The sequence below is a fragment of the Microcoleus sp. AT3-A2 genome (assembly GCF_036705685.1).
In the GTDB taxonomy this organism is placed as follows: Bacteria; Cyanobacteriota; Cyanobacteriia; order Cyanobacteriales; family Microcoleaceae; genus Microcoleus.
Genome location: NZ_JAUBVF010000009.1, coordinates 45,632 through 69,482 on the forward strand (window position 1 = coordinate 45,632; position 23,851 = coordinate 69,482).

Here is a 23,851-nt window from a genome sequence, read left to right on the forward strand (position 1 = left end):
GTGTATTTCTCCTTACTAAAACCACGATTTTTTCCTACAGTTCGCGATCGCACTCCGACGCCTATAAACCGGGGTTTTTAATTGCAGTAAATGAGTAGAACCAAATATTTTTCTTAAAAAACTAAGTTTCTCGCCCCAACTGGCCGTAAGTCCTGGTAAAATTTCTTGTAATGCTGCCAAAAAAGTGAAATGCATACCCAGCTACCTTCAGCGCAAAGGTGCGCTTACCCTAAATTCTGGCCATTCAGTTGAGGCCAGCAGCCCCGATGAAACTGCTTGCAATGGCTTAGGTGCTGTCACCCCAAGCAAAACGAACGAAACTGCCATCAAGCCGCCGTACAAGGCAGCCGATCGCTTGCGAGTTCCCAGTCCCACCCATTGAGGATTTAGCAGACCCAGACAAAAAGCCGGTGTGGAAAACATGAAAGTTAATACAAACAAGCTGGACATCACGCACCTCCGAACTAGCGAAATTGCAGCGATTAGTTACTTTTATCTCCAATTAATAGCTCACAAATCCGCTTAAAAAAGTGGCAATTTAGGATTTATAACTTGAGAATTATTGATGTTTATCAAACAATAATAAATTTTTTTAAAATCTCTTACTTTAGGTAGTTGTTAAAAAAATAAGAGCTTTCTAGAGAGTCCGAAAAATTAGCTTAAAATAGACACTAAATTCCTTACTCAAAATATGAAAGTCCGCTTTAATGTAGTGCGCCAAAATCAAAACGAGGCTCCCCGGGTTCACACTTACACCCTAGATGTGGAAGAGAGCAATACCATCCTCGACTGCCTCAACAGTATTAAGTGGGAACACGACGGCACTTTAGCTTTTCGCAAAAATTGCCGCAATACAATTTGCGGCAGTTGTTCTATGCGAATTAACGGTCGATCGGCATTAGCTTGCAAAGAAAATGTAGCCAGCGAACTCGCAAGACTGCAAAAAATAGCTGATTCCAGCTCAGCAGAAATGCCTACCGATTTCATCCCAGAAATCACCGTCGCCCCAATGGGAAATATGCCGGTCATTAAAGATTTGGTTGTTGACATGACCAGCTTTTGGGACAACCTAGAAGCAGTTGAACCCTATGTCAGCACGGCCTCGCGAGCAATTCCAGAACGCGAATTTCTGCAAACTCCAGAAGAGCGATCGAAACTCGACCAAACCGGCAACTGCATCCTCTGCGGTGCGTGCTATTCTGAGTGCAACGCCCGCGAAGTTAACCCGGAATTTGTCGGCCCCCACGCCCTCGCCAAAGCTTACCGCACGATCGCCGACTCCCGCGACAGCGAAACCGAAAATCGACTGGAAAAATACAACGAGGGTACCGCAGGCGTCTGGGGATGCACCCGCTGTTACTACTGCAACTCGGTTTGTCCGATGGAAGTTGCACCGATGGATCAAATTGGTAAGATTAAACAGGAGATTCTCGATCGCAAAGACGACCAAGCGAGTCGATCGATCCGCCACCGCAAAGTTTTAATCGATCTCGTCAAAGAAGGCGGCTGGATAGATGAGCGCAAATTTGGCATTGAAGTAGTAGGAAACTACTTCCGCGATGTTAAAGGTTTGCTGAGTCTGGGCCCGTTGGGTTTGAGAATGATCGCTCGCGGCAAGTTCCCGCTGTTTTTTGAGCCTTCAGAAGGTACTGAAACCGTGCGAAATCTCATCGAATCGGTTCAAAGTTTAGAAAAGTCCGCAGATTAGCGATCGGCTGTCATTTTCCTGGTAAATTACAAGTTGTGCGATCGCAAAGCTTTCCAAAAATCATCACTCAAAACACGAAACTCAAAACTTTTAAATGACTGCTAAAACTCCTCCATCCCCAAAACCGACAACCCCAAATACCCCAAAACCAGAACCAGCGTTTGGGTGGAATGCCTATGCAGAACAAATCAACGGCCGATTTGCGATGGTGGGATTCGTGGGACTTTTGCTGCTAGAGTTCTTCACCCGCCAGGATTTTTTCACCTGGCTGGGTCTGCGTTAAATTAATCAAAATTAATTAAAAATGGAAGCTGAAAAATTATCTATATTTCAGCTTCCTTTTGATTTTTAAGAGTTATTTAAAATACAGTTTATCAAATTAAAAATAGAATATTATAACATTTATAGTGACATACAAACATATGAAATTACCAAAGTGGATAGTAGTTGCTTGTAGTGCGATCGTCCTAGCATCATGCGGAAATCAACCTTCTATCGCAAAACCATTTGATTTGTAAACAATGGATTCAATCATCACAAACGTTTCAGGTGGTTCTACATTCACGACTCAAATAGACTTACTATAGCTTAATCTCCGAACCGCGATCGTCCAAGAGCGGACGAACATTTGCTGATTGGTGTCGAGAAAGGGCTGATTTGATTCCTGAAGCTAAACGTACTGTTGAGGTGCTGTTGCAGAAAGCAAGGACTACTGAGTGCGATGAGGCCTATCGAGAACTTTTGAGTCTGACAAAATTAGACCTCAGCTACTCTAACATCAGCGACATCAAACCACTAGAATCCTTGACTAACCTGAAACAGCTCGACCTCAACGGAAATGACATCAGCGACATCAAACCACTAGAATCCTTGACTAACCTGAAACAGCTCGACCTCAACGGAAATGACATCAGCGACATCAAACCACTAGAATCCTTGACTAACCTGACATAGCTCGAACTGTACAAAAATAAAATCAGCGACATCAAACCGTTAAAATCTTTGACTAAATTGACCGCTCTCGACCTCCGCCGAAATCCGATCGCTCCCAGAAATTGCCCGATCGAGCCTTCTTCTATCTGTCTGTGGGGATCGGCAACACCAAATGAGGAATATGACCAAAATAAGGGATATGACTAAGCTCTAAAAATTAGAGATACAAGAGCGTCAAACTTATATTGCAGATAACACATGAATTTACCAAAGTCGATCGCAGTTGCTCGTAGTGCGATCGTCCTAGCATTATTATGAATTTGGTTATTTTTTCAAAGGCGATCGATAATGTCTCAAATTTGATTAGCTGGGATGTCATCTTGGTCTGACTTGGAGTAGATAACGACGAGTAAGATGTAGGTATCGCCCCTGAGTTGATAGATCACTCGGTATCCACCACTTTTGCCCTTTTGGATGTCGCTGTTTTTGAGGCGGACTTTGAATATGGTGTAGCCAGTGCCGGGGATTTGGTCGCCGATGAAGTTACCAGACAGGAGTTCATCAAGTAGGGGTTGTAGGTCGGTGCGGATGCTGCGGTAGCGTTTAATGAGGGTGCGAAGTCGTGTTTTGAACTCATCGGAAAAGACAAGCTGGATGTGGGGTGTGCCGTCATTCATCAATGTCATCCCACAGTTCGGAAATAGGGTGTAATTTGCCTTCTTTAATTTGCTGGAGGGATGTACGGAGGCTGGCGAGGATGAGTTCGGCGGGTTCGTCATCGGGATCGGCAGGCGGGGTGACGATATTGCGGTCGATTAATAGTTGGTAGAAGTCGTCCACAGCAATTGCAGCGAGTTGAGCTGCTCGATCGAGACGGAGGCTGTGTTGCTGATAAAGTACGATCGCGAGTTCGAGTCGCACATCGGCTTCAGTCAGAGGTAGATTGTCGGGAATGTCGATCGTAATTTGCATGATTTAACAATACTCCGGACAGTTTTTAAAGAGGGATGCGATGGCTTCGGCAAGCAACGCTTACACAAATACATAGTATAATGATATTTCCGGCAAAATTATGAGTTAATTACTGTTTCATATGATGTTTATCAGGGAAATAAATCCTCTTTCGTCTAAATTGTTACAGCGAATTTATCGCCAAAGCCGACATCATTAGGTACGTCACGCGTGCACATTACCTCATATTAGCTTCGCAAGGAGTAAAAAAAGGAGAGTTAATGAATATTTTTCAAATAAGTTATAAGACTCTCTATAACTGGTTCAATCGGTGGGGATTAGAGGGAATGATAGGACTTTATAATAAACCAGGAAGAGGTTCTAAGCCACTATTTAACTCTTCGCAGAAAGCCCAAATTAAAGAGTGGGCTAAACAAGAACCAAGGCAATTAAAAAATGTTAGCCAAAAAGTTCAAGAGACCTGGGGCATAACTCCCAGTACAAAAACAATTAAAAGAATACTAAAAACTCTAAATATGAGTTGGCATCGTATGCGAAAAGGAGTTGCAGGAACGCCTCCAGCCCAGGAATATCAAGAGAAAAAGGCGCAATTAGAAGAATTAAAGCAATTGGATGAGCAGGGTAAAATTGATTTATATTACTTGGATGAAACGGGATTTTGTTTGATTCCTTGTGTCCCCTATGGCTGGCAGGAAATCGGAGAATATTTAACAATTCCTAGTCGTCGTAGTCAGCGAATGAATGTACTAGGAATTATGAATCGAAATAACCATCTTGAAACTTATATTTCATCTCAAAGTATTAATTCAGATGTGGTTATTGCCTGTATTGATGCTTTTTTCCCCACCGTAGATAAGCCAACGGTGATTGTCACTGATCAAGCTTCTATTCATACCAGTGATGCTATTGTTGACAAACTTGAAGAGTGGAAACAACGTAATATTACTCTCTTTGAGTTGCCTTCTTACTCTCCATAATTAAATTTAATTGAAATTTTATGGCGGTTTATTAAGTATGAATGGATTGAGATATCTGCTTACAAGAATTGGGATACTTTTGTTACCTCTGTGGAAAAAATCCTGAAAAAATTTGGAGAAAACTATGTAATTATTTTTGTCTAGCTACTTACTATGTATTTGTGTAATTAATTCTGTCTGACTACTTAAAAGCGATCGTTCTAGTCCGCATCAAGGTAGTGGAAAACTTCTCCAAAACTTCGGAATCTTGTAGCGGGCTGGCGGCATAGTGGCTAGCCCGCTAACCGTCCGTCCTATCAGAGAAACCCTACAAACCAGAGCAAAGAGAATGCGTTACTTTATGTAGAAGGGCATTGATCACTAAAAATGTGCTCAACGCCTAGCGGTATCAAAGGTTTAGGAATCACAAAAGTTCTTGATGAGTTCCACTATAAAAAAGAGCGATCCACCGTTAACACCTTCGCCTTCAGCAACTATTTGCTCCATTCGTCCCATGCTGCCTTCGCCACTTTTGCGATGACTTCCTCACGTACCGCATCGTTTGCTCTAGAGTCTGAAACAAAAACAGCGATCGCCAGATGCCGTCCATTGGGGAGCGTCACGAGTCCAACATCATTGGTTGCAGCCGTCACTCCATTTACAGTAGAAGAAGTACCGGTTTTGTGAGCTACAACCGTCCCATCAGGCAACAGTCCTTTAATGCGCTTTGGGCCTGTAGTTGTCTCTGTCATCAATTGCAGCAATAAAGCTCGACTAGATTTGGAAAGTCCTTTTCCCTCATGAAAGGCGCGCAACAAAACGATGGTGGCATCAGGTGTTGCATAGTTACGATACTGCACTGCTGTGTCTTGCCCTAGCTCCTTCTCCGTGTTAGCAACGACGATATTGTTTACGCCAATACCCCGCAAATACTCCGTGACAATCATTGGTTTTCCGAGTTGTCGTAACAGCACATCAGAAGCCGTATTATCACTTTCAGAAACCATGTACTTCAATAGTTCAGCCAGACTGAATTCCATTCCCTGCGATTTCTCGTCGAGAATCCGACTACCCTGGAGGACATCACTGGCTTCAACACGAATTTTCTGGTCTAGCTTCAGTTTTCCTTGGTCTACTTGAGCCAGAACAGCCATTGCAATAGGAAATTTGTAAACGCTTTGCATCGGAAATTGCTGATTTCCATTCAGACTCACTGACTCTCCGGTTTCTAGCACTGTGGCTGTAACTCCAACACGCCCGATCGCTGCTTGAGAAATTTGTTCGATCCGATCGCGTAATTCGTTGGTGCGATCGGCGTTGGATATTGTGATACCGCGAGGCGCACTTGTCTCGGTGTTGGGAGCGTCTTCTCTATTACTGGAGGAGTTAACGCTCGTGCAACCAAGAGTCAGTAAACACAAGCAAAATGTGTAAAGCCAAACTTTTTTAATCGCTGGAATCATGTCAATAGTTCTCGGTTAGGGTGAAGCCGTATTAAGGATAGAATAAGTTAGGGGTGAGGTTTTAATGGGTACAGCTTCGACTCTACCTCTCGGCTGTAGCCCTAATAGATTAACGAGGAAAGAATGGTATGTTACATTAATTAACCATTAACCGAGAGAATCGTTAGGTCATCGCACATGATCGCTCAATTAATGGTTGTAACATCTGATCGATCTGGGCGATCGCTCCCAGGTTGAGACAAAAAACACTCTCAAGGGTAGCCCGTAACTCTGCAACCGTTGAAAGGACGCGGTGTTCTGTTCGACCATCCAAATAATGCACCGTAAGCTGATTATTCCACAAGGCATAACGACAATTTGAATCCGGTTTTGCCACCATCAAATTAGTAACAAAAATCGAGTTTGGATGAGTTGAAACATACCAATTGCTCACCTCATAATCGGGTAATTCTTGCTCCTGAAGGTCGAATTTGTAAAGGGATTTCCACTCCTGCTTGATATATGCTTGCATAATGTAGCTGCGATCGGTTGCAATCAATCGAAATGGTTCATGGGATGTAGGTTGTTCAATATCCGGTATCAAAGCAAGCGGCGCGGTAAGCGTTAATCCTCCGAATCCCACATCTGCAATGTATGGCTCTCCATCAATATTGACCCCCAGCACCATATGACTGCGAGGTGCGATCGTCCCGGATGGCAAATTCCACAGCACGCGGGCTGCTAGATTCGTTACCTCAAAGCCAAGAGCAAGCAAAACAGCCCGCAACAATGAGTTTTGCTCAAAACAATAGCCACCCCGTCCTTCGTGGATTAGTTTTTGTTGCAAGGATGCTAAATCCAGCTTCACAGGTTGTTTCAGGAGTGAATTGAGGTTTTCAAAGGCGATCGTGTGGGAATGTCGCTGATGAATTGCCTGTAACGTTGTCAGCCTGGGCGAGGAGTCACCGCTATAGCCAATTCGTTGAAAATAGGCATCCAGGTCTATCTCAGTCAGTCGCTGTTGCAATTGCATATTTTATTATCAGAGTCAATGCTGAGTTTATTCATGGGTAATAATTAATCATTACGCATCCAACGTTCCTTCATGTTTAACATCGGAGAAATCATAGATTGTGAGCGCTCCTTCACGTCGAATCATCCGCTTCCCCAGCATATCGCTCCTTTCATCCCATCAAGTAAATCGGTAATGTCTCTTTGGTCGGGGTCGCGATTAGCGCATAGCTGTGCTGACATAACGCATCTCCTTTGCTAATCTCAAAGTTAGTTCTTTACCGCAATTGCTCATGGGTAGCCAATCTACAGCCAAAACTATCTTTCTGGTCGCCTCTATGGTGGGCTGGCTTATCGTTGGTGCATCTTTGATGTATCTTTTTCCGGTCGTCGCAGATTGGTTAATATCCTCCGATCGCACCCATCTATGGATGCAGACCCTCAGCCGTAGCGGTTACAATCCTATGCTGGCTTGGGTAGGAGGAGGCATCACTCTGGTTATTACCGTGTCGGGGTATATCCTCTGGCATCAGAGGTTTGAAGGCAAGATTTAGAGCGATGTTGACACTCCTCGACTATCAGGTACGAGGATTCTTGGTTCACAGGGATTCCAACGAATTTACCCTCACCAAGCATCTTGACCGTATGCCCTACGGCTGCAAGCCCTCTAATTAAAACTACTTGTGCTGCTGCAACATCTCTGTCTGTTGTATACCCACAGCTAGAACAAGAATGGGTTCGCTCCGACAGTTCTTTCTTGCCTGTCTCCACACCACAATTAGGACAAATTTGACTTGTTTTATGAGCACTTACTTTCTGAAAACACACACCATGCTTAAAACAGGTTTGCTGCAAGATAGTAAAGAATTGCCCCCAACTAGCATCTAAACAGTGCTTACCGAGCATTGCTCTAGACAAACCAATCAAGTTCAAATCTTCAACAAATATCATTCCTGCATCTTCGCAAAGTTGGTGTGCTAGTTTCCAGTGCCAGTCTTTGCGACAGTTGGCTATATATTCGTGCAGCTTGGCAACTTTCTTCTGAGCTTTTTTTCGGTTATTCGAGCCTAACTTCTTTCGACTGACGCGCTGTTGCAGCAATTTAAGCTTGCGTTCGGCATCAACGAAAAACTTTTGGCGCTTTACTAGAAGACCGTTGGAAGTCGCTATGAAATTAGTTAGACCAACGTCAATACCCAAAGCTTCGCCGTGAGGCATAACCATCGGTACAGAAACGTCCCATTGCAGGGTTAGCATTACATACCAACCGCTAGCTTTCTTGACAATTCGAGCTTGCTTGATTGTTGCACCATCAGGAATGGGACGCGATTGATGGAATTTCACCCAACCAATCTTGGGTAGTTTCACCCTCTCGCCTTGAACTGGATTGACGCCCATTTCTGGAAACACAAAAGAACGCATTCCACCAATTTTTTTAAAGCGCGGAAATCCGTGTTTCTGTTCCCACATACTGACAAATGCTTTCTCAAGCCTTCGCAATGTTTGCTGCAAGACGTGGACTTGAACCGCACCGAGAGCAGGAATGTTTGCCCTGGCTGCGGTTAAGTTTTTGCACTGACTTGCGTAAGTCGGTCGCTTTGTTTCCGCAGGGATGATGAATTCAGAACGGATAGAGCAAGCGTTAACTTGACAGCTACGAGATTGAAACCAATGTTTGCGTTCAGCTAGCGCGTAATTGTAGACGCGACGGCATTGCTCTAGCCAATCTTCAAACATGGCTGTTTGCACCGCTGTTGGTTTCAGTTTAAATTCGTAGGTTAAGTTAAACATTTGCTCTGTCCTTCCTATCCTAATTATAGAAGTTTGGCTAAACGCAAATGCGATTACTCACAATTCTTAATTAAAGCCGTCCTAGAAGGACGGGGCTTGTATCCCATTTTCTTGGTCACAGATCGATTTTGGAGCGATCGAGTTCTGAGCTTTTAGAAGTGTGGGAGGCATGAGCGGTGAGGCGTAAAAAAAGCCTCCCAAGACGACTATCAGAATTTTAGATATTTATGAATGCTGGTTTGATACAGCCGTTCTTACTTTGGGGAAAACAGCTAAATGCTCTATTTCTAACAGTTTTTGCTGATTTAAAACATTATACTCTGATGTATCTGAAGTGGCAACCGCTAGTACATTCTCAGTGATTTAGCCTTTAAGTTTCTGCTAAATGACCCTTAGCTCTTAATAAGGGCATGGTAGTGGTTTGGAAAACTTAACTTTTATTTACAATAAGCTGTTGCACATTTAAACTGTGATACAAGCATTACCCTTGTTTTTGATTTTGCGACCCCATTTAATTATTAATTGCCCTTCATTTAAGAGGCGGTGCAATAAATACTCTAGCTCTTCAATAGATGTAAAAAGTCTATTGGCTATATATTCTTTAGCCGAATGCCATACTAATTCAATTAAGTTATAGTCGGGGCTATATTCGGGGAGGAATTCTAAAGGTCGGTTAGGCATTTCTGTTTCAATTATTTTCAGGTACTCTTGTTTTTTGTAAAAACTAGCATTATCAAGGATAATTACTATTTTGGCTCCTTTTTTCGCAAATTCTGAGGCTTGATTACCTGCTGACATCCATTCATTAATTAGCTCTTCATGAAACAGTTTTAGCACTTGATAAAAATTATATAAATTGCCTTTCTTGAGGAACTCTACCCACCTCTTTTTATCGGAATTTCTCACTCCTCCCATTACATTAACTCTGCCTTTTCTCCGGTCTCCTCGGACTTTTTTTCGGCTGCCTTTTTTACACCAGTTCTTTCTTCGGGTCACTCTTAAACTAAATCCACTCTCGTCCAAAAACCATACCTGTAAACGTTCTGGCTATTCTTTTTCTATTTTTAAATATTCGGCTATCTTTATTTTAAACGCTGTTCTTTTTTCGGGATTTCTCTTCGACTCCAGGCTATACTTGGCCCAGATGTAAACATACTTTTTTTGCTTTAATATCCTCCGAACTTGTCCTCCACTTAATTTTATTCCTGTGGATTCTTCTAAGTATGTTGCTAATCTCTCCGCTGTCCATCGTCCAAAATTATATCCTAATTATTGAGGCTCTTTTTCTATGGCCTATAATAACATATCTATATATTTATCTGTGGCTTTTTTGTGATTTTCCTTCATCCTTTCATCTATTAGACTTTCTAGATTGTCGGGGTCTCCCTTCATACACCAATAAGATACTTTGTTGACTAAACAACCCAAAAAATCAGCGATTTTAGATTGTGTTTTGCCGTCATTAAGTAATAATAAAATCAGAATTTTTTCTCTGATATTTGCCTTTTCTTCTTCTCTTAAGGCTTTTTGTAGTTTCTCTATTTGTTGGGGATTGAGATGGTTTTTAGCTGGCATTCTTGTATAGATTTACTAAACTCCTTTTTTATTATACCCTATTTAAAGGTACAACAGCTTACTAAAAAAGTAATAGCAATAGCTGTACCAAAAGTATTATCAAGTTTTGCCATGACCCGATTCAAGCTGAATCTTCGTTTTCCTTGTCCAAATTTTCCTTCAATCGCATTTCTAATTCTTTCATCTTCTCAGGCTTGTTTTTTGGTTTCTTTGCTCACATTAGCTGGAGGTCTTCCTAAAGGCGGTTCACTAATTCTAATTCCTCTTTCTTTACACAATGCTCGGTTTTCTCGATTTCGATAAATGCGATCTGCATGGACTGATTCTGGATAGTATCCTGTGAAGGCATAATACGCTTCTATTTGGGCTTTTAAGTCTCCCGATTCGTTAAAGTTATCCCAACTCATCCGGTCTAAAAATACATATCCTTCAAAGCAACTCGCTGATAGTTTAGCTCCAAACTCTACTGGTTTCCCCGCTTTTCTTCTAACAATGGGACGGATATGGGGTTGGCTTAAACTTACTATTCTATCCTCTATGCTCTGTTTGTTATTTTCAAATAACCAGAGCTGTTGACTATAAACCTCAGCTACAACTAACAAGGTTTTATATTGCTTTTTATTCAGATTTTCTAGGGAGCACCTGACTCGATTAGCTGTTCAATAAGATCCCGGTTTCTTTTGATATATTGCAGTTGTTTCTTAATTGCTTGTCTTTTTTTGTTCCGGGTGGGACGTTTTTGTTTTGCTACTGCTAAGTAGTCTTTTCTGGCTATTTTCCGGTAGGTTCTGGGTTTGTTATTGATTTTTTCTTTGAGAGACTTATAGAGAATGTCGATGATTTTTTCGGTATGAACTCTGGCTCGATTTAATATTCCTAAGTCGGTCGGATAGCTAATGTCGGCTGGGGTACAGGTTGCATCTATGATTAATTTTCCTTGATTGGGTAACTCATTTTTTGCGTCCGAATCCTTTTTTTTCGGTTTTAACTGAGGTGGTTTCACGCATTTTTTTGACCATTTTTTCGTTCACTTTATTAATTAAGTTCCCACTGATTCGTTGCCAAAAGTGAACTAATAGTGATGGGTCAAAGGGTAGTTCATTACTGTAGGTTGATTGACCGATAAAGTATTGTAGATATGGGTTTTTGCGAATTTGTTCTACTCTTGGACGATCGCTAATTCCGAGTTTCTCTTTAATGATCAATACCCCCAATGCCATCCGAAAGGATTTAGCCCTTAAGCCCATTTCTGTGGGGAAGTTTTTAGCATATTCTGCTTCAAATTCTGACCACGGGATTACTTGGGTCATTTTGACCCAACGGTTATCTCGTGACAAGCTGCCTCCGAAGGGCAGTTCAAACTCGGATGGGGGTTGTGGGGCCAGCTCAACTTTTCGGTACACGATTGCAGGTGGTGATGCAAGGGTTTTGTGCTATTTTACCTGTTTATCTTGCACCTAACTCGCTTGTACCCTCTCTTAACCCTTTTGGTGTAACCTTTTGACACTGATTCAGCAAGCCCTACATAGAAACATATGAATTTACCAAAGTCGATCGCAGTTGCTTGTAGTGCGATCGTCCTGGAATTATAGGGACACGGCAATGCCGTGCCCTGACTCCGAAGTTTCGTTCAAACTAATTTCCCGTTGTTTCACGGACGGTCAAACTGTACTTGCCTCTACCTTTTGGAGGCGGATCGTAAGCATTGACAATGACGCGATAGCGACCGTTCGCAGACAAGGTAACAGTAAGCTCTGAATTGGAATTTTGTTGCGTCGCATCATCATTTTCTGCTAGTAGCTCGCCCTGGGAGTTGAAAATAGCGAGATAAGTATCAAACTCGGTACTTTCTACGGTAACAACCACTTTCTGACCCTGAGTGCCTTCAAAGGTATACTCGTCGTACAAACTGCTGTCAGAGGGCAGTACAGAAGACTTAGCAGGGCTGAGTTCTCCGTTTTGCTCTAAGATGACTTTAGATGAACCCGCATCAGGACTCGGCGGAGGTTCTACAGTTGGACTCTGAGTTGGCGAACTTTGTGGTGATGGCGACGGGTTGGGGCTTGCTTGAGCTAAAACCCCCTTGCTAGCAGGCTTCGCGTTAGGTAAATTTTGAGGAATTTCTCCTGAAATGAGGGGGGAACTACTGTTAGCAACTCCACCTAAATTTGAAACTAGCGGCGAGACAGTCGGCTTGCCAGAAAAAGTAGCTAGTAGAGCAATTGGCGCGATCGCCCAAAATCTAACTTGACGCATGAATTACCTCGGTTTGCAACGAAGAAGGAAGGAAGAAGTCAGTAGTCAGTAGTCAGTAGTCATGGATTATTGGTTAGGTGCTACCAATGCCCTGTTTGGCCAATGCCCTGTTTGGCCAATGCCCCACGCCCCATGCCCAATTTTCACCGGACAGTTAGAGTGTAACGACCCCGGCCCGAAGCATCGTAAGCATTGACAATTACGCGATAGCGACCCGTAGCGGGCAAAGTAACGGTCAGAAACGCATTTTTAGTCGAATCGCTCTCATCGTCATTTTCTGCCACTAATCGGCCGTTAGGGTCAAAGATAGCCACATAGGGATCGAAATCTGTACTTTCGAGGGAAATGGCTACAGACTGACCCGATCGACCTTCAAAAGTATACTCTCGATACAGACTGTTGTCAGACGGCAATACTGGGCCGCCTGCGACTAAAGCGCCTTCTTCTTGCAAAATCGCCCGAGAAGGCGCGGTAGGAGCACTCGCTTTCAGTTCTAACGTATAAGCCCCTGACTGCTTAGCTTGGTAGGAATTTGCCACTAACGTGTAAGTCCCGTCTGCTGGCAGCCTGACTGTAATTCTGGCGTCTTTACTGCCGGCCCCGTCATCGTCTTGGGCGATTTCGCGCTGGTTGGGCCCGAGCAAAATTAAATAAGGGTCAATTTCTTGACTTTTCATTTCTATTGTGATTTGCTGGCCCGCTTTTCCCTCAAACGAGTAGAGATCAAAAAAGCTGTTGTCGGTGGGCAGAACGCTAGACTTGTCGGTGAGGAGGCCGCTGACGGCGGGCCCGTTTAACGCAACTTTTTGAGGTGATTTGTTGCCACCAAAGGGCGATCGGGCTTGAGCCACCCGGGGAGCTCGCCCTTCTCGTACCGCTGTCAGGAAAGCTGGTACTTTGTCTGCGGAAATTGCAAAACCGATACCGATACTGCCACCGCCCCGACCGCGAGTAAAAATAGAAGTATTGACGCCGATTAATTCTCCTGAACTGTTGAGCAGAGGGCCTCCTGAATTGCCGGGATTGATGGCAGCGTCAGTTTGAATTAAGCCCCGCTGCTGGTCGATGCGGCTGACGATTCCGACTGTCAAAGTACCTTGAAATTGACCGAAGGGATTCCCGATCGCAAATGCTTGTTGCCCGACTTTCACCAAACCGGGACGGGCTAAAGGAATAGTGGGCAAATTGTTTTGATCGCGAATCTTCACCACGGCTAAGTCTAGACCGTCTTCGCCGAATCCGACGACATCGGCGACAAGTTTTGTACCGTCTGACAAAATGATATTGACGGTACCGCCTGCCGAAACAACGTGGGCGTTCGTTAACACCATGCCGTCGGGGCTGATAATTGTGCCACTGCCGTTAGATTTATCTGTATCGACTGTAACAACCGCCGGACTAGCCTTTTCGTAGACTCGAATATTGGTTTGTTCTTCGACTGTTTGGGCGATCGCACCCTGGGAATGCACCGCATTAAATGCCGTTAAATCTGCTGATTGCCGCACAGGAGAGCTCGTAACAACCGCACTGGCGCTGGCTGCAACCCCAACCGTTAAAATTCCCGATACTGCTAAACTTAGAAGTGTGAAATTCATGGCGATCGATTTAGTATTTAGCGATCGGTAGCTAGAAATTAGGTTTTGTGGCTAACCGCTAACTACCTTTTGTAATTATTTTAGGACTTGCACCACGGTAGTGACATTCCTTACGCCGGTTCTCCAATTCGGGAATCTGAATCAGCAGCTAAATACTTAAAATTAGTTTGTCGTACCGCAGCATCCTCATTGCCGTAGAAAAAAGACAGCAAAGCAAAACGCTGGCCGCTAATCACCGGCGTCGCTTCATGCAGCAAAGAACACGAAAAAATAATCGCCGTGCCAGAATCACCTTTATAACCGTGCGGCGCGTACTCTGGAAACCGTAAAAATCCCCCCGTGTACTCTCCCACATTCAAGTTTAGCGTCATCGCAAACCTGCGGTGCAGCGTAGCTTTGCTAGTGTTGTCGCGGTGTGGCCGAAAATAACCGCCGCTGTCAGCATCGTAACAGCCCACCAAATACCGCTCAAACCTGGTGATTGTAAACTGAAAAGCTTTTTCTACTTCCGGCAGCACCCGGCGCAGAATAATCGCACTCAATTGTCGCTGGAAATCCTCGTCTTGAATAAAGAAATCTCGGCGCTTCTTGAAAGTGTCGTCGTGCAGACCCACTGTTTTCCCGCCTATTTGCCTCATAAAGCCCGAAGGACTTCCACCGTGAGTTTTGTACATATCGATCAAACTGCGGCAAGATGCTTTGTCCAAAACGTTAGGAATTACCAACACCGGGGCGTGGCGAGTGGCTGCTCGGGCTTCCTCAATTGGGGGCAAAGTTTGAATAAAATCTAATACTTGCTGGGCGTGTTGGTGCGGTTCACCCATCGGCAAAATATTAATTACCTGAAGGTTTTCGTTGAGAACAAAAGTTTGGGGTGCATAGTGAACTCCGGCAACTCCATTTTGTTCGACATCTCGGCAAACACCATACTGCTGACTGACTTGTTTGTGTAAGTCCCAGAAAAACAGGAATGACGGAGCAATTGTTGTCGGTCTGTTTAGTTCTTTGTCTGCTGGGTCAACGCTCACTCCGAACCGCGCTACTTGCAAGCTTTGGAATTCTTCTGAAAGCTCTTGAAAGCTTTTGAGGATAACTTGGATTTGTTCAAAAGCTGCGCTGGCAAAGAAAAACAGCACGACTCGCCGGCCGCCAACAGTCGGGAAATGAAATAAGGGGTTATTTGTAGAAGGAACGGAAAACCAGGGAGCCGGATCTCCTATTTCGAGTAATGGCATCTTGCTGATTTAAGATTGGGGATTTTATATTTAGATTATTATGCTGTCGATTAGTTCCACAGATTAGGTATGTCAAAATAATTTTTGAATAAAATTAGCTTTTATTTGTATATATCTATGTTTGGCTGGGGTTTCACCCTCGCAATTTACAGTCTTTTTGAGCACTTTCATATCTGAGAATAAGTAGATGGGCATCAATAAACGCAACTGATTTTTTTGCCTGCGGGTACGAGAAATGTTGAGTTTCACCCATCTACTTAGTGTTTGCCTATTTGTCGAAACTGGGGGAATTATCCGGTTGGTCTTCCGGGTATTCTACAGGTCGATACTCCACGTAGTCTGACGGGGGTGCTTCCACGTCGCGGTTGCTGGGGCGAGACCTGGATGATTCCGTAGGACGGGGTTTTTTGGTTCTCGGCGGCGTATCGGAACTGCGGTTTTCCGAAGCAGGGGGGCGACTGCTGCGGCTGCGGGTCGGTCTTTCTTCGGGGTTGTCTGAAACGTCCCAGTTGTCAGACTCTTGGGCAGGCGGGGCTTCTGGGCGAGAGGGACGTTTGCGCGAGGCTCGATCGGGCGAGTCGGGCCGTCCGGTGTTAACGCTGCCGTTGCGATTCGAGGGGCGGCGGCGGGGTTCGTCGTCGTAGGCTTCCCGAGAGGAACGGTAGTCTTGGCTGCCTCTGATCCGGGGACGCTGCGGATAGTCTTCCTCTGGTTCTAGCTGTTCCATGTCGGCATCGTAGCCGTCGTAACCGTAGGCGTTGCTGACCGGTCGGTCTTCATCTATGTATTGGGCGCGACTTTTGGCTTGGGCTGTGGTCGCTCCTCGCAGCTTAATGCTTTCTGCTGCAAAAAATATGGCGGAACCTGCCAGCAGAAATTGACCGAATGCCAAAATTGGGTCAAGCCGCCATCCTTGAAATAACAGAATACCGCCGCACAGCAGGCCGACGGCTGCAAAAAAAATATCGTGGTCTCGGGCTAGTTTTGGACGCCACGATCGCAGAAAATACAGTCCTGCCCCTGCTACTGCTAGGATAATCCCTAACAGGCTGCTCCAGTTCAATCCTAAATTGACCATTAGCCTATCTCCTATGTCTTTCCTATGTTAACGAGTTAGATTTTACATCTATCATTAAGTCTGTCAGCCCGACTGTGCTTTCTGGGGCAGCGTCCGGTCAGGGTTTCAGCTTGGGAAGTGAGTATAATAATGAGTTTAACGGGAAAAAACCTCAGCTTGGCAGTCAACTGAAGGTTTTGCCTTGACAGTTGCTGGCAGCCGAGGTTTCTCGGATCGGGGAAATGCCCGACTTGTAGCCCACAATATACTTGCAGCGCCGGACTTAGAAACCCGCTGACTTTTTAGGTGCGCTTGATTTTGTCTTTTTGGCTGATGAAGATCAGGGCGATCGTTGCTGGAATCACTACCACTGTCACGCCGATCAGCAGGCTGTACAAAAAGTTCGCGAGAGAAGGAGTCATAGATTCAAAGCCTTTGTTACAACAATTTGATTTTTATTAATTTTATACTTTCGATCGCACCTGTGAAACGGTTAAAATTATGAATAGCAGACTTAACAAAACTTAAAATTTCGAGATAAGACCCATGACTGGTATTACCGTTGCAAGTTGGATTCTGGGCTCTGTCCTAGTCGTGATGACCTTGCTGTTTATTTTTCGGATCGTCCTGACTTGGTATCCCGAGGTGAACCTGAGCAAGTTGCCGTTGAGTCTGATTGCTTGGCCGACGGAACCTTTTTTAGCCGTAACTAGAAAGATTGTACCGCCGATCGGCGGGGTGGACATTACGCCGATTATTTGGGTGGGTATCTGTAGCTTGCTGCGAGAAATGATTCTCGGTCAGCAAGGGCTACTGACGATGATGATGTAAGAGTTGGCGGTTGACGGTTGACGGTTGACTGTTGACTGTTGACTGTTGACGGTTGACTGAAAGCAGTTTGGGTAAAAACCCCCGGATTGATCCGTGGGGTTGCTTTCTTCAATTGTTCAATCCAAAATCCCAAATCCCAAATCCAAAACCGATTGACTAATGACTGTTTTGGTTCAAGAACTGTTCGACGAAATTGGTGTAAACTTCGCCACTGAGAAACTCGGGGGAATCGAGGATTTTTTGGTGGAAGCCCAGGGTGGTGGGGACACCGGTGATGGCGCATTCCCGCAATGCCCGCTTCATCCGGCAGATGGCGGTCGGTCGATCGCGCCCCCATACAATTATTTTACCGATTAAAGAATCGTAGTAAGCCGGTATTTCGTAATCGGTGTAGACGTGAGAGTCCATCCGCACGCCGGGGCCACCGGGAGGCAAATAACCGCTGATTATGCCGGGGTGAGGGCGGAAGTTGCGATCGGGGTCTTCGGCATTGATGCGGCACTCGATCGCGTGGCCGTTGAGAATTACTTGGTTTTGCTTGATTTGCAGTTTTTCTCCTTGGGCGATCCTAATTTGTTCGGCTATCAAGTCGAGACCTGTAATCATCTCGGTGACGGGATGTTCTACTTGGATGCGCGTGTTCATTTCCATGAAGTAGAACTTGCCCGATTTGTCAAGCAGAAATTCGACAGTGCCCGCACCCGTGTAGTTGATGGATTTGGCGGCGGCGACGGCGGCGTGACCCATTTGATCTCGCAGTTTCTGGGTGAGGGCTGGGCTGGGGGCTTCTTCGAGGAGTTTCTGGTGTCGGCGCTGAATCGAACAATCTCTCTCGCCGAGGTGGATGACGTTACCGTAGTTGTCGGCGAGGATTTGGATTTCGATGTGGCGGGGTCTTTCGATGAATTTTTCGAGGTAAAGTCCGGGGTTGCCGAAGGCTGCATCGGCTTCGCCTTGGGCTGCGGAGAATAGTTTGGGGAGTTCGGATGCTTCTCTCACTAGCCTCATCCCCCGACCACCACCGCCGGCTGTGGCTTTGATCATCACAGGATAGCCGATGTCGCGGGCGATCGACAAAGCTTCGCGATCGTCCGCCAGCAATCCTTCGCTACCGGGAACTGTGGGGACTTTCACCCGCTGCATAGTTTCTTTGGCGGTGGATTTGTCGCCCATCGCCCGCATTGCTGCCGGAGACGGGCCGATGAAGGTAATTTGATGGTCGGCGCAGATTTCGGCAAATCGGGCGTTTTCGGCGAGGAAGCCGTAACCGGGGTGAATGGCTGCGGCGTTGCGTGTCAGGGCTGCCGCGATGATGTTGGGGATGTTTAAATAGCTTTTGCTGCTGGTGGGGGGGCCGATGCAAACGGCTTCGTCTGCCAACTGGACGTGCAGGGCGTGTTTATCTACGGTGGAGTGTACGGCGACCGTGGCAATCCCCATTTCCTCGCAGGTCCGCAATATGCGGAGAGCTATTTCTCCCCGATTAGCGATTAAAATTTTCGAGAACCCCATCTTCGCTGCTTAATTCACTCAATATTCTGTACAATAATGCCTTTCGGTATGTTCTGGATAATCGTTTTCCAGAAATTGTTCACAAAAATTTATTTTACATTTTGCTGGTAGTGGTGCTATGATTGTAAATCGGCGGTCTCAAAGGGCAAGTCACAAGTTAAATGTCAGGAACCTCAACCTGTGAATCTTTAACTCGTAACGCAAAAATCCAGGAGATTGCTAGAAAGAGCGGATGTGGCGGAATTGGTATACGCGCACGCTTGAGGTGCGTGTGGCAATATGTCCTTGCGAGTTCGAGTCTCGCCATCCGCATTGAATATATAAAACAACTGTTGACGGTTTTGGCTGTTGGCAGTTGTTTTATATTGAGTGGTTTTTCTAGAAAGTCGATCGAGTTTTAGATCGGATTCTCGAAAACTCGATCGAACTAAGCATTCTTTAACTGTCGATCGACAATTGTGTTTGTATGGACACGCTGAGTTCATTTACGCACAGCGCATTTACGAAAACAATTGTATGTGGGACTGCGGGCATTAAGCGACGCAGTGCATTCAAGTAAGATTCGGCATCGGGGCGACGACTAAAACGGGCGACTGTTAACCGCTGACAGTTTGGGAGTTGGCGAATTATACACCAAGGTTTAAGTCGATCGCGATAAGTGAGTTCTTTTGGTATCATAGGAAAATCCTTTCCACGAAAGTGGATGGTTAGAGAGGCGATTGCCCTTGATTTATCAGGTCTGAGGGCGATCGTCTTTGTGATTACAAATATTAAACGATAGATACTTATCGTTTGTCAAGTAGAATGGGGTTAGTTAGGTTCCGAATCCGAGAGTTGGCTGATGAAAAAGGATGGACGCTAAAGGATGTTGCCGATCGATCCGAGGTTCCGTACAGCACAGTCAGGCACTATGCTCGCTCGGAAGGACTAGCAACGGTTGATATCACATCCATTCAAAAGATAGCTCGCACCCTCGATGTTTTGATTGAGGAATTAATGGAAGTTGTCAAAGAGTAAACAGATTTATCAGTAAGTCGCGAGAATATGACTGCGAAAATGTAATTAACAAAGAAAGCAGAGGGCGATTACCCATCCGAGGGAAGTTGATTTTGGGGACTAGGTAAACTTGTCTGCTGATCTGATGATTTACTATTGAGATGGCGTTTAGTGAAAAACCAAGCCAACCATCCCAAGCCTCCACCGGATAAACAACTAAGTACAACGGCAATAATGAAGGGATGCGGCGGTAGCAGAGGATGTTGGGGAGAAGGAAAATCCCAAGGTTTTTCGATTAAGGGGTAGCCGGCTGCTACGATTCCGGCAAAGCCGACTCCGACACCGATGCCGGTACCGACTGCTTGAATCGTATTTTGTAAATTGCGATCGCGCTCTTTTTCTTTTTCCTCTTTATCCTGTAAAGTTTGTTGCAGTTGGCGATCGGACTTGGCTTGTTCTATTTCCACCAAACCCCGCAATGTATTGATAAATTCGCCGATCAAGTCTTTACCCGGCTGGATATAACTGAGGTAGGTTTCTATTTGGTCGAGATCGCGCTTGCAGGTATTTTCGCCAAACTCTCGCCAACTGGGAATATCGCCCGGTTGCCAGAATTTTTGTAAGTAAGTTTGATAGTTGAGCTGATTGGTTTTGATTGTGGTATAATGCCCTTGCAGATTTCGCAGTTGCCGTTGATACTGCATAGATAGTTCTGGCATTGATTCGAGAAGTTTTTGCAGTTCTTCTAAGGGCTTATCTTGCTTGAATTGTTTAATCTTTGCTTCTAGTTCGCTGTAAGCTTTTCTGGCTGCAATATAACTTTCTTGCGCTTGTTGGTAAACATATTCAATTTTGTGGCGAGTCAAGAGTGAGTTAAATAAAGGGTCATAAACAGAGGTTACATCTGGAGATATCCCTTGATTGTTGATCCAAACTAAAATCCGATAGAGTTTATTGGGTTTATTGGGTTGGCTAATTTCATATTCAAATAGGGGAACTTTGAGCAAGTTACCTTGAGCGACTAATCCAAATGTAAAGTTAGTGCTTTTTAGCAGATTTATCACTAATTCATCAGCTACGCCTTGACATTCTGTATCAGGTATTTCTGTTTGTCCGTAAAGCCAGATCGTTTCACCGAGAGTGTTTTCCGAACATTCTAAGAAAAGGCTGCTAGGTTCAAATAAATCGATTTCTGCTGCTGCGATATCTCGGTCATTATCGGCCGGAGATAAAGTTAGATCGAAAGCGTAGGTATCATGCCATAGAAAGGGTTGCAGATCCCCGCTAATCGCTAATTGATTTTTGTGAATCGCAGTAAGTGCAATCGGCTGTTGTTCTTTGGTTAGCCATTGATTGATTAAATTTAAGGCTTTTGTCTGATGTTTTAAAGCCTGGGATGCTTCATCAAATTCGTAGCAAACTAATTGAGATTTAAAATCTTTCAGTTCACTGAAAGGCAGTTTTTCACTTAGTTTTATCAGATTTCCCCAAATAAAATCGGCTGTAGGTGAAACTCGATCGGGAGGTTCAGCTAAAGTCTGATTGAGATGGAAATAACAAACACTGATACTAAAATTTTTCATGGAGAAGACGGCGTATCTTGATTGGGTTCAGGAGGTTTTTCGGTAGCTATCATAAGATTTTCTAGGGTTTCTTTCAAACTTTGACCTTGCTGTCCCGGCTTAGTGGCTGATTGCCCTTGATTGCCTAATTTAACTTCCTCAAATCTCATCACGTTAGCCCTGTATTGAAGCTTTATTGTTGGCTTATCTTGCAGCCAATTTTCAATTAGTTCGACATTCTTGTCATCATTGTCTGTTAATTCAGCTTTGAGAGCAGCTAGGGCATATCTCAAGTTAAAAAAGAAATCTGATTGAATTAGTTGCAGGAAAATTTTTATTTTGTTGCTGCTATTAGTCATGTTTTACTCTCCTTTGCCAGCCGCAGTGAAGCCGGCCCAATGATAGGGGTTTTGATAGATTTTAGCACAGAATCCTTGAGTTGCTTTGTCCTCTTCCAAGCAGTATTGTAAGATTTCTCGCCACTCAGTGTCTAGGAGGTGACATTGGTTTGTCCAGTCGAGGAAGCCTTGGATGTCGGTGTCTCGCATCCAGATTTGGGCTTGGCTTAATGCTAGGGCAAATTTACCGGGTTGGTGGTAGAGGTTTTCGTAGGTTTTGATCAGTAAAATTGCTGTAGAAAGGGAGTTTACTGACCACAGGCTGACGTATAAACTGGGACTACCAGCTAGTAGGAAACCGCTGGTGAGGCTAATGTATTCGTCGGTGTTGTCGAGTTGGACTTGTCCGGTTTCGCAGGCGGAAAGGGTGACTAGGCTGCATTGACTGAGGTTGAAATAGCGGATGATTTCTTCTAGGGTGAGAGTACCATCATATAGCTGTAAACCCGATTTTAGCGGTTCGTTGCGATCGAAGGAACCGTGACAGGAAAAGAACAGATGATGGCTGTCGGCGACTTTTTCGGCTATTTCTAATGTTGACTCTGATTGTTTGCCTTTTTTGGCATTTTCTTTGCTGAAAATTTCTGGGTTGGAGAAAATATTTTTGATAGTTTCTACTTCCATGTCGGCTGCCATCAAGTCATCTGTGGGGTTTTGAATGGCGAAGAATTGAGCGAATTTACCACGTTTGTATTTTTGGACTTGGTGCAATAGTTGACAACTGGGGGCGTAGGAAACTCCATTGTCGAAACAGTCAACGAGACAGGGATGGATTTAGAGGGCAATTTTCGTTGTCGCGATGAAAGCGCTGCCAAATTTCCCCGCTGACAGGGAGGGCGTGAATTGGGAATAAATGCAGGTAGCGGTGGGGAATCAGGATTAGTTTATCGCAAGTTTCGGGAATGGCTGCGAGTATTTCATCAATGTGGAGAATTTGCGCGAGGTTTGCTAGTTTGGTTCCGAGGCTGTTTTGCCATTGTTGGGTGTTGCTGTCATAATCTCCTAAATATTCATTTGTCCAATCAGTTAGCTTGTCTAAATCTGATTCATTAAATGATAAAAATTGTGGTTGGGAGTTGTTATTGGTGAGGGTGAAAGCACAAAAACTATCGCCCAAAATGTACCATTCAACAATTACTGTTTTTTCACCTGCTAGCTGCTGAATCTCACCAAATTTGAGAGGTGTATAGGGATATTTTGCTGCTAAATCTTGGCGAAGTTCGTTGATGGTGTCGTAGTTTTTCTCTTCAGCTTGTTTTAACCGTTGATTTTCCTCAGCAATTCTCAGCCTTAACTGTTGCAACTCTTGGCGCACTTCGGGAGGTATTTCTCCTTGGGGATACAAATCTTTTACTGATAGCAACTCGATTAAGTTTTGCGCCTTGGAACGTTCCGCATATTCCACAGCTTCGGTGTAGCGTTTCAGTTCGATGCAAACTTCTACCATGCCAAGATAAAGTTGATTCCATTCTTCGGCTAATTTCTGTTTGTTTTTATCCCCAGATTCCTCACCCCGTAAAATTTCTACTGTTTCAATCGCTAGGGCGTAATTATCATAGGCTAGTTGCCATTGCTGGTTGCTTTGGTAAAGATTACCTAAATTAAATAAGGTTTCTGTATAATTTTGTGGGAAAGCCTCACGAGTTCTGATTGTTAAAGCAGCCCGATAAAACTCGATTGCCCTTTCGAGATTATCAGCCCGCGAACCGTTGATTCTGTCACTGTAGGCAAGGGCTAGGCTATGTTGAGTGGTTGCCCATTGTTCGGGGAAATCCTCAAAGGTACGAACTGTTAAAGCAGCCTGAACAAACTCGATCGCCCTTTCGAGATTATCAGCCCGCGAACCGTTGATTCTGTTATAGTAGGCACCAGCTAGGTTATTTTGAGTCGTTGCCCATTGTTCGGGGAAATCCTCAAAGGTACGAACTGTTAAAGCAGCCTGAAAAAACTCGATCGCCCTTTCGAGATTATCAGCCCGCGAACCGTTGATTCTGTCACTGTACGCATTAGCTAGGTTATTT

Annotated in this window: 23 protein-coding genes, 1 tRNA gene and 3 pseudogenes; 8 read left to right on the top strand and 19 right to left on the bottom strand. The window is 44.6% G+C overall.

The genetic code is table 11. The annotated features are described in order from the left end of the window. Positions 1–207: 207 nt before the first annotated feature. Positions 208–450: a hypothetical protein gene (locus QUB37_RS07965; RefSeq protein ID WP_333160728.1), complete on the bottom strand. Its 243-nt coding sequence runs from the start codon at positions 448–450 to the stop codon at positions 208–210. Between the two features lie 241 nt (positions 451–691). On the opposite strand from QUB37_RS07965, the gene QUB37_RS07970 reads away from it, so the two are divergent. The 4 genes from QUB37_RS07970 to QUB37_RS07985 all read left to right on the top strand — a co-directional run bounded on the left by QUB37_RS07970 (position 692) and on the right by QUB37_RS07985 (position 2,848). After that, positions 692–1,708 (top strand): succinate dehydrogenase/fumarate reductase iron-sulfur subunit, encoded by a 1,017-nt coding sequence (locus QUB37_RS07970; RefSeq protein ID WP_333160729.1) that lies wholly within the window; start codon positions 692–694, stop codon positions 1,706–1,708. Positions 1,709–1,802: 94 nt separating this feature from the next. Then, complete coding sequence (locus QUB37_RS07975) at positions 1,803–1,991, top strand: chlorophyll a/b-binding protein (RefSeq protein ID WP_333051883.1); 189 nt, start codon at positions 1,803–1,805, stop codon at positions 1,989–1,991. 374 nt (positions 1,992–2,365) lie between these two features. After that, positions 2,366–2,662 carry a leucine-rich repeat domain-containing protein gene (locus tag QUB37_RS07980; protein ID WP_333160731.1) on the top strand — a complete coding sequence of 99 codons (297 nt, stop codon included), beginning with the start codon at positions 2,366–2,368 and terminating at the stop codon, positions 2,660–2,662. A gap of 48 nt (positions 2,663–2,710) precedes the next feature. Then, complete coding sequence (locus QUB37_RS07985; protein WP_333160733.1) at positions 2,711–2,848, top strand: hypothetical protein; 138 nt, start codon at positions 2,711–2,713, stop codon at positions 2,846–2,848. A 146-nt stretch (positions 2,849–2,994) separates the two neighbouring features. Here QUB37_RS07985 and QUB37_RS07990 read toward each other — a convergent pair whose 3' ends face one another. Then, entirely contained in the window at positions 2,995–3,327 is a 333-nt protein-coding gene (locus QUB37_RS07990) for a type II toxin-antitoxin system RelE/ParE family toxin (protein ID WP_333160735.1), read from the bottom strand. Further along, complete coding sequence (locus tag QUB37_RS07995) at positions 3,311–3,613, bottom strand: UPF0175 family protein (protein ID WP_333160736.1); 303 nt, start codon at positions 3,611–3,613, stop codon at positions 3,311–3,313. Before QUB37_RS07995 ends, QUB37_RS07990 begins: the two co-directional genes overlap by 17 nt. 121 nt (positions 3,614–3,734) lie before the next feature. On the opposite strand from QUB37_RS07995, the pseudogene QUB37_RS08000 reads away from it, so the two are divergent. Further along, positions 3,735–4,734: pseudogene (locus tag QUB37_RS08000) on the top strand (IS630 family transposase). Positions 4,735–5,063: 329 nt separating this feature from the next. On the opposite strand, the gene bla reads toward QUB37_RS08000, so the two are convergent. The 10 genes and pseudogenes from bla to psbX all read right to left on the bottom strand — a co-directional run bounded on the left by bla (position 5,064) and on the right by psbX (position 16,953). After that, positions 5,064–6,032 carry a class A beta-lactamase, subclass A2 gene (gene bla / locus QUB37_RS08005; protein ID WP_333160738.1) on the bottom strand — a complete coding sequence of 323 codons (969 nt, stop codon included), beginning with the start codon at positions 6,030–6,032 and terminating at the stop codon, positions 5,064–5,066. A gap of 163 nt (positions 6,033–6,195) precedes the next feature. After that, positions 6,196–7,044, bottom strand: coding sequence for an arylamine N-acetyltransferase (locus QUB37_RS08010; protein WP_333160740.1), 849 nt, complete (start codon positions 7,042–7,044; stop codon positions 6,196–6,198). Positions 7,045–7,523: 479 nt separating this feature from the next. After that, entirely contained in the window at positions 7,524–8,813 is a 1,290-nt protein-coding gene (locus QUB37_RS08015) for a transposase (protein WP_333160742.1), read from the bottom strand. Between the two features lie 462 nt (positions 8,814–9,275). Then, positions 9,276–10,388: pseudogene (locus tag QUB37_RS08020) on the bottom strand (IS630 family transposase). A gap of 59 nt (positions 10,389–10,447) precedes the next feature. Continuing rightward, a pseudogene (locus tag QUB37_RS08025) lies at positions 10,448–11,791 on the bottom strand (IS5 family transposase); the annotation flags it as partial. A 232-nt stretch (positions 11,792–12,023) separates the two neighbouring features. After that, complete coding sequence (locus QUB37_RS08030; RefSeq protein WP_333160744.1) at positions 12,024–12,644, bottom strand: pre-peptidase C-terminal domain-containing protein; 621 nt, start codon at positions 12,642–12,644, stop codon at positions 12,024–12,026. Between the two features lie 143 nt (positions 12,645–12,787). After that, positions 12,788–14,239, bottom strand: a complete 1,452-nt coding sequence (locus QUB37_RS08035) for a DVUA0089 family protein (RefSeq protein WP_333160746.1) — start codon at positions 14,237–14,239, stop codon at positions 12,788–12,790. A 110-nt stretch (positions 14,240–14,349) separates the two neighbouring features. Next, positions 14,350–15,474 carry a redoxin domain-containing protein gene (locus QUB37_RS08040; RefSeq protein WP_333160748.1) on the bottom strand — a complete coding sequence of 375 codons (1,125 nt, stop codon included), beginning with the start codon at positions 15,472–15,474 and terminating at the stop codon, positions 14,350–14,352. A 268-nt stretch (positions 15,475–15,742) separates the two neighbouring features. Further along, positions 15,743–16,552 carry a Ycf66 family protein gene (locus tag QUB37_RS08045; protein ID WP_333160751.1) on the bottom strand — a complete coding sequence of 270 codons (810 nt, stop codon included), beginning with the start codon at positions 16,550–16,552 and terminating at the stop codon, positions 15,743–15,745. A gap of 281 nt (positions 16,553–16,833) precedes the next feature. Further along, positions 16,834–16,953, bottom strand: coding sequence for a photosystem II reaction center X protein (psbX, locus tag QUB37_RS08050; protein ID WP_333160753.1), 120 nt, complete (start codon positions 16,951–16,953; stop codon positions 16,834–16,836). A 124-nt stretch (positions 16,954–17,077) separates the two neighbouring features. On the opposite strand from psbX, the gene QUB37_RS08055 reads away from it, so the two are divergent. Further along, positions 17,078–17,362, top strand: a complete 285-nt coding sequence (locus tag QUB37_RS08055) for a YggT family protein (RefSeq protein ID WP_006634856.1) — start codon at positions 17,078–17,080, stop codon at positions 17,360–17,362. Positions 17,363–17,518: 156 nt separating this feature from the next. On the opposite strand, the gene accC is transcribed toward QUB37_RS08055, so the two are convergent. Further along, on the bottom strand, positions 17,519–18,874 hold the full coding sequence (gene accC, locus QUB37_RS08060) for an acetyl-CoA carboxylase biotin carboxylase subunit (RefSeq protein ID WP_333160754.1): 1,356 nt from the start codon (positions 18,872–18,874) through the stop codon (positions 17,519–17,521). Positions 18,875–19,102: 228 nt separating this feature from the next. Between accC and QUB37_RS08065 the strand changes: the two genes are divergently transcribed. After that, positions 19,103–19,186 (top strand) — tRNA-Leu (locus tag QUB37_RS08065). A 126-nt stretch (positions 19,187–19,312) separates the two neighbouring features. Here QUB37_RS08065 and QUB37_RS08070 read toward each other — a convergent pair. Further along, the gene (locus tag QUB37_RS08070; RefSeq protein WP_333160756.1) at positions 19,313–19,552 is read right to left on the bottom strand and encodes a hypothetical protein; all 240 of its coding nucleotides are present in this window, start codon (positions 19,550–19,552) and stop codon (positions 19,313–19,315) included. Positions 19,553–19,678: 126 nt separating this feature from the next. On the opposite strand from QUB37_RS08070, the gene QUB37_RS08075 reads away from it, so the two are divergent. Further along, entirely contained in the window at positions 19,679–19,891 is a 213-nt protein-coding gene (locus QUB37_RS08075) for a helix-turn-helix domain-containing protein (protein WP_006634859.1), read from the top strand. A gap of 68 nt (positions 19,892–19,959) precedes the next feature. Here the strand turns inward: QUB37_RS08075 and QUB37_RS08080 are convergent, their stop codons facing one another. The 4 genes from QUB37_RS08080 to QUB37_RS08095 form a co-directional block, all read right to left on the bottom strand. Further along, complete coding sequence (locus QUB37_RS08080) at positions 19,960–21,453, bottom strand: hypothetical protein (protein ID WP_333160758.1); 1,494 nt, start codon at positions 21,451–21,453, stop codon at positions 19,960–19,962. After that, the gene (locus tag QUB37_RS08085) at positions 21,450–21,791 is read right to left on the bottom strand and encodes a hypothetical protein (RefSeq protein WP_333160760.1); all 342 of its coding nucleotides are present in this window, start codon (positions 21,789–21,791) and stop codon (positions 21,450–21,452) included. The genes QUB37_RS08080 and QUB37_RS08085 overlap by 4 nt, the downstream gene beginning before the upstream one ends. A 3-nt stretch (positions 21,792–21,794) precedes the next feature. Beyond that, a complete protein-coding gene (locus QUB37_RS08090) occupies positions 21,795–22,604 on the bottom strand; it encodes a CHAT domain-containing protein (protein WP_333160914.1) in 810 nt (269 codons plus the stop codon). Beyond that, a partial coding sequence (locus QUB37_RS08095) for a tetratricopeptide repeat protein (RefSeq protein WP_333160762.1) occupies positions 22,585–23,851 on the bottom strand: 1,267 nt, incomplete at its 5' end. The genes QUB37_RS08095 and QUB37_RS08090, both read right to left, overlap by 20 nt.

Excerpts from the sequence above, each read along its gene's own strand:
- QUB37_RS07965 (WP_333160728.1), bottom strand. The coding sequence starts at position 450 with ATGTCCAGCTTGTTTGTATTAACTTTCATGTTTTCCACACCGGCTTTT.
- QUB37_RS07970 (WP_333160729.1), top strand. The coding sequence starts at position 692 with ATGAAAGTCCGCTTTAATGTAGTGCGCCAAAATCAAAACGAGGCTCCC.
- QUB37_RS07975 (WP_333051883.1), top strand. The coding sequence starts at position 1,803 with ATGACTGCTAAAACTCCTCCATCCCCAAAACCGACAACCCCAAATACC.
- QUB37_RS07990 (WP_333160735.1), bottom strand. The coding sequence starts at position 3,327 with ATGACATTGATGAATGACGGCACACCCCACATCCAGCTTGTCTTTTCC.
- QUB37_RS07995 (WP_333160736.1), bottom strand. The coding sequence starts at position 3,613 with ATGCAAATTACGATCGACATTCCCGACAATCTACCTCTGACTGAAGCC.
- bla (WP_333160738.1), bottom strand. The coding sequence starts at position 6,032 with ATGATTCCAGCGATTAAAAAAGTTTGGCTTTACACATTTTGCTTGTGT.
- QUB37_RS08010 (WP_333160740.1), bottom strand. The coding sequence starts at position 7,044 with ATGCAATTGCAACAGCGACTGACTGAGATAGACCTGGATGCCTATTTT.
- QUB37_RS08015 (WP_333160742.1), bottom strand. The coding sequence starts at position 8,813 with ATGTTTAACTTAACCTACGAATTTAAACTGAAACCAACAGCGGTGCAA.
- QUB37_RS08030 (WP_333160744.1), bottom strand. The coding sequence starts at position 12,644 with ATGCGTCAAGTTAGATTTTGGGCGATCGCGCCAATTGCTCTACTAGCT.
- QUB37_RS08035 (WP_333160746.1), bottom strand. The coding sequence starts at position 14,239 with ATGAATTTCACACTTCTAAGTTTAGCAGTATCGGGAATTTTAACGGTT.
- QUB37_RS08040 (WP_333160748.1), bottom strand. The coding sequence starts at position 15,474 with ATGCCATTACTCGAAATAGGAGATCCGGCTCCCTGGTTTTCCGTTCCT.
- QUB37_RS08045 (WP_333160751.1), bottom strand. The coding sequence starts at position 16,552 with ATGGTCAATTTAGGATTGAACTGGAGCAGCCTGTTAGGGATTATCCTA.
- psbX (WP_333160753.1), bottom strand. The coding sequence starts at position 16,953 with ATGACTCCTTCTCTCGCGAACTTTTTGTACAGCCTGCTGATCGGCGTG.
- QUB37_RS08055 (WP_006634856.1), top strand. The coding sequence starts at position 17,078 with ATGACTGGTATTACCGTTGCAAGTTGGATTCTGGGCTCTGTCCTAGTC.
- accC (WP_333160754.1), bottom strand. The coding sequence starts at position 18,874 with ATGGGGTTCTCGAAAATTTTAATCGCTAATCGGGGAGAAATAGCTCTC.
- QUB37_RS08070 (WP_333160756.1), bottom strand. The coding sequence starts at position 19,552 with ATGATACCAAAAGAACTCACTTATCGCGATCGACTTAAACCTTGGTGT.
- QUB37_RS08075 (WP_006634859.1), top strand. The coding sequence starts at position 19,679 with ATGGGGTTAGTTAGGTTCCGAATCCGAGAGTTGGCTGATGAAAAAGGA.
- QUB37_RS08080 (WP_333160758.1), bottom strand. The coding sequence starts at position 21,453 with ATGAAAAATTTTAGTATCAGTGTTTGTTATTTCCATCTCAATCAGACT.
- QUB37_RS08085 (WP_333160760.1), bottom strand. The coding sequence starts at position 21,791 with ATGACTAATAGCAGCAACAAAATAAAAATTTTCCTGCAACTAATTCAA.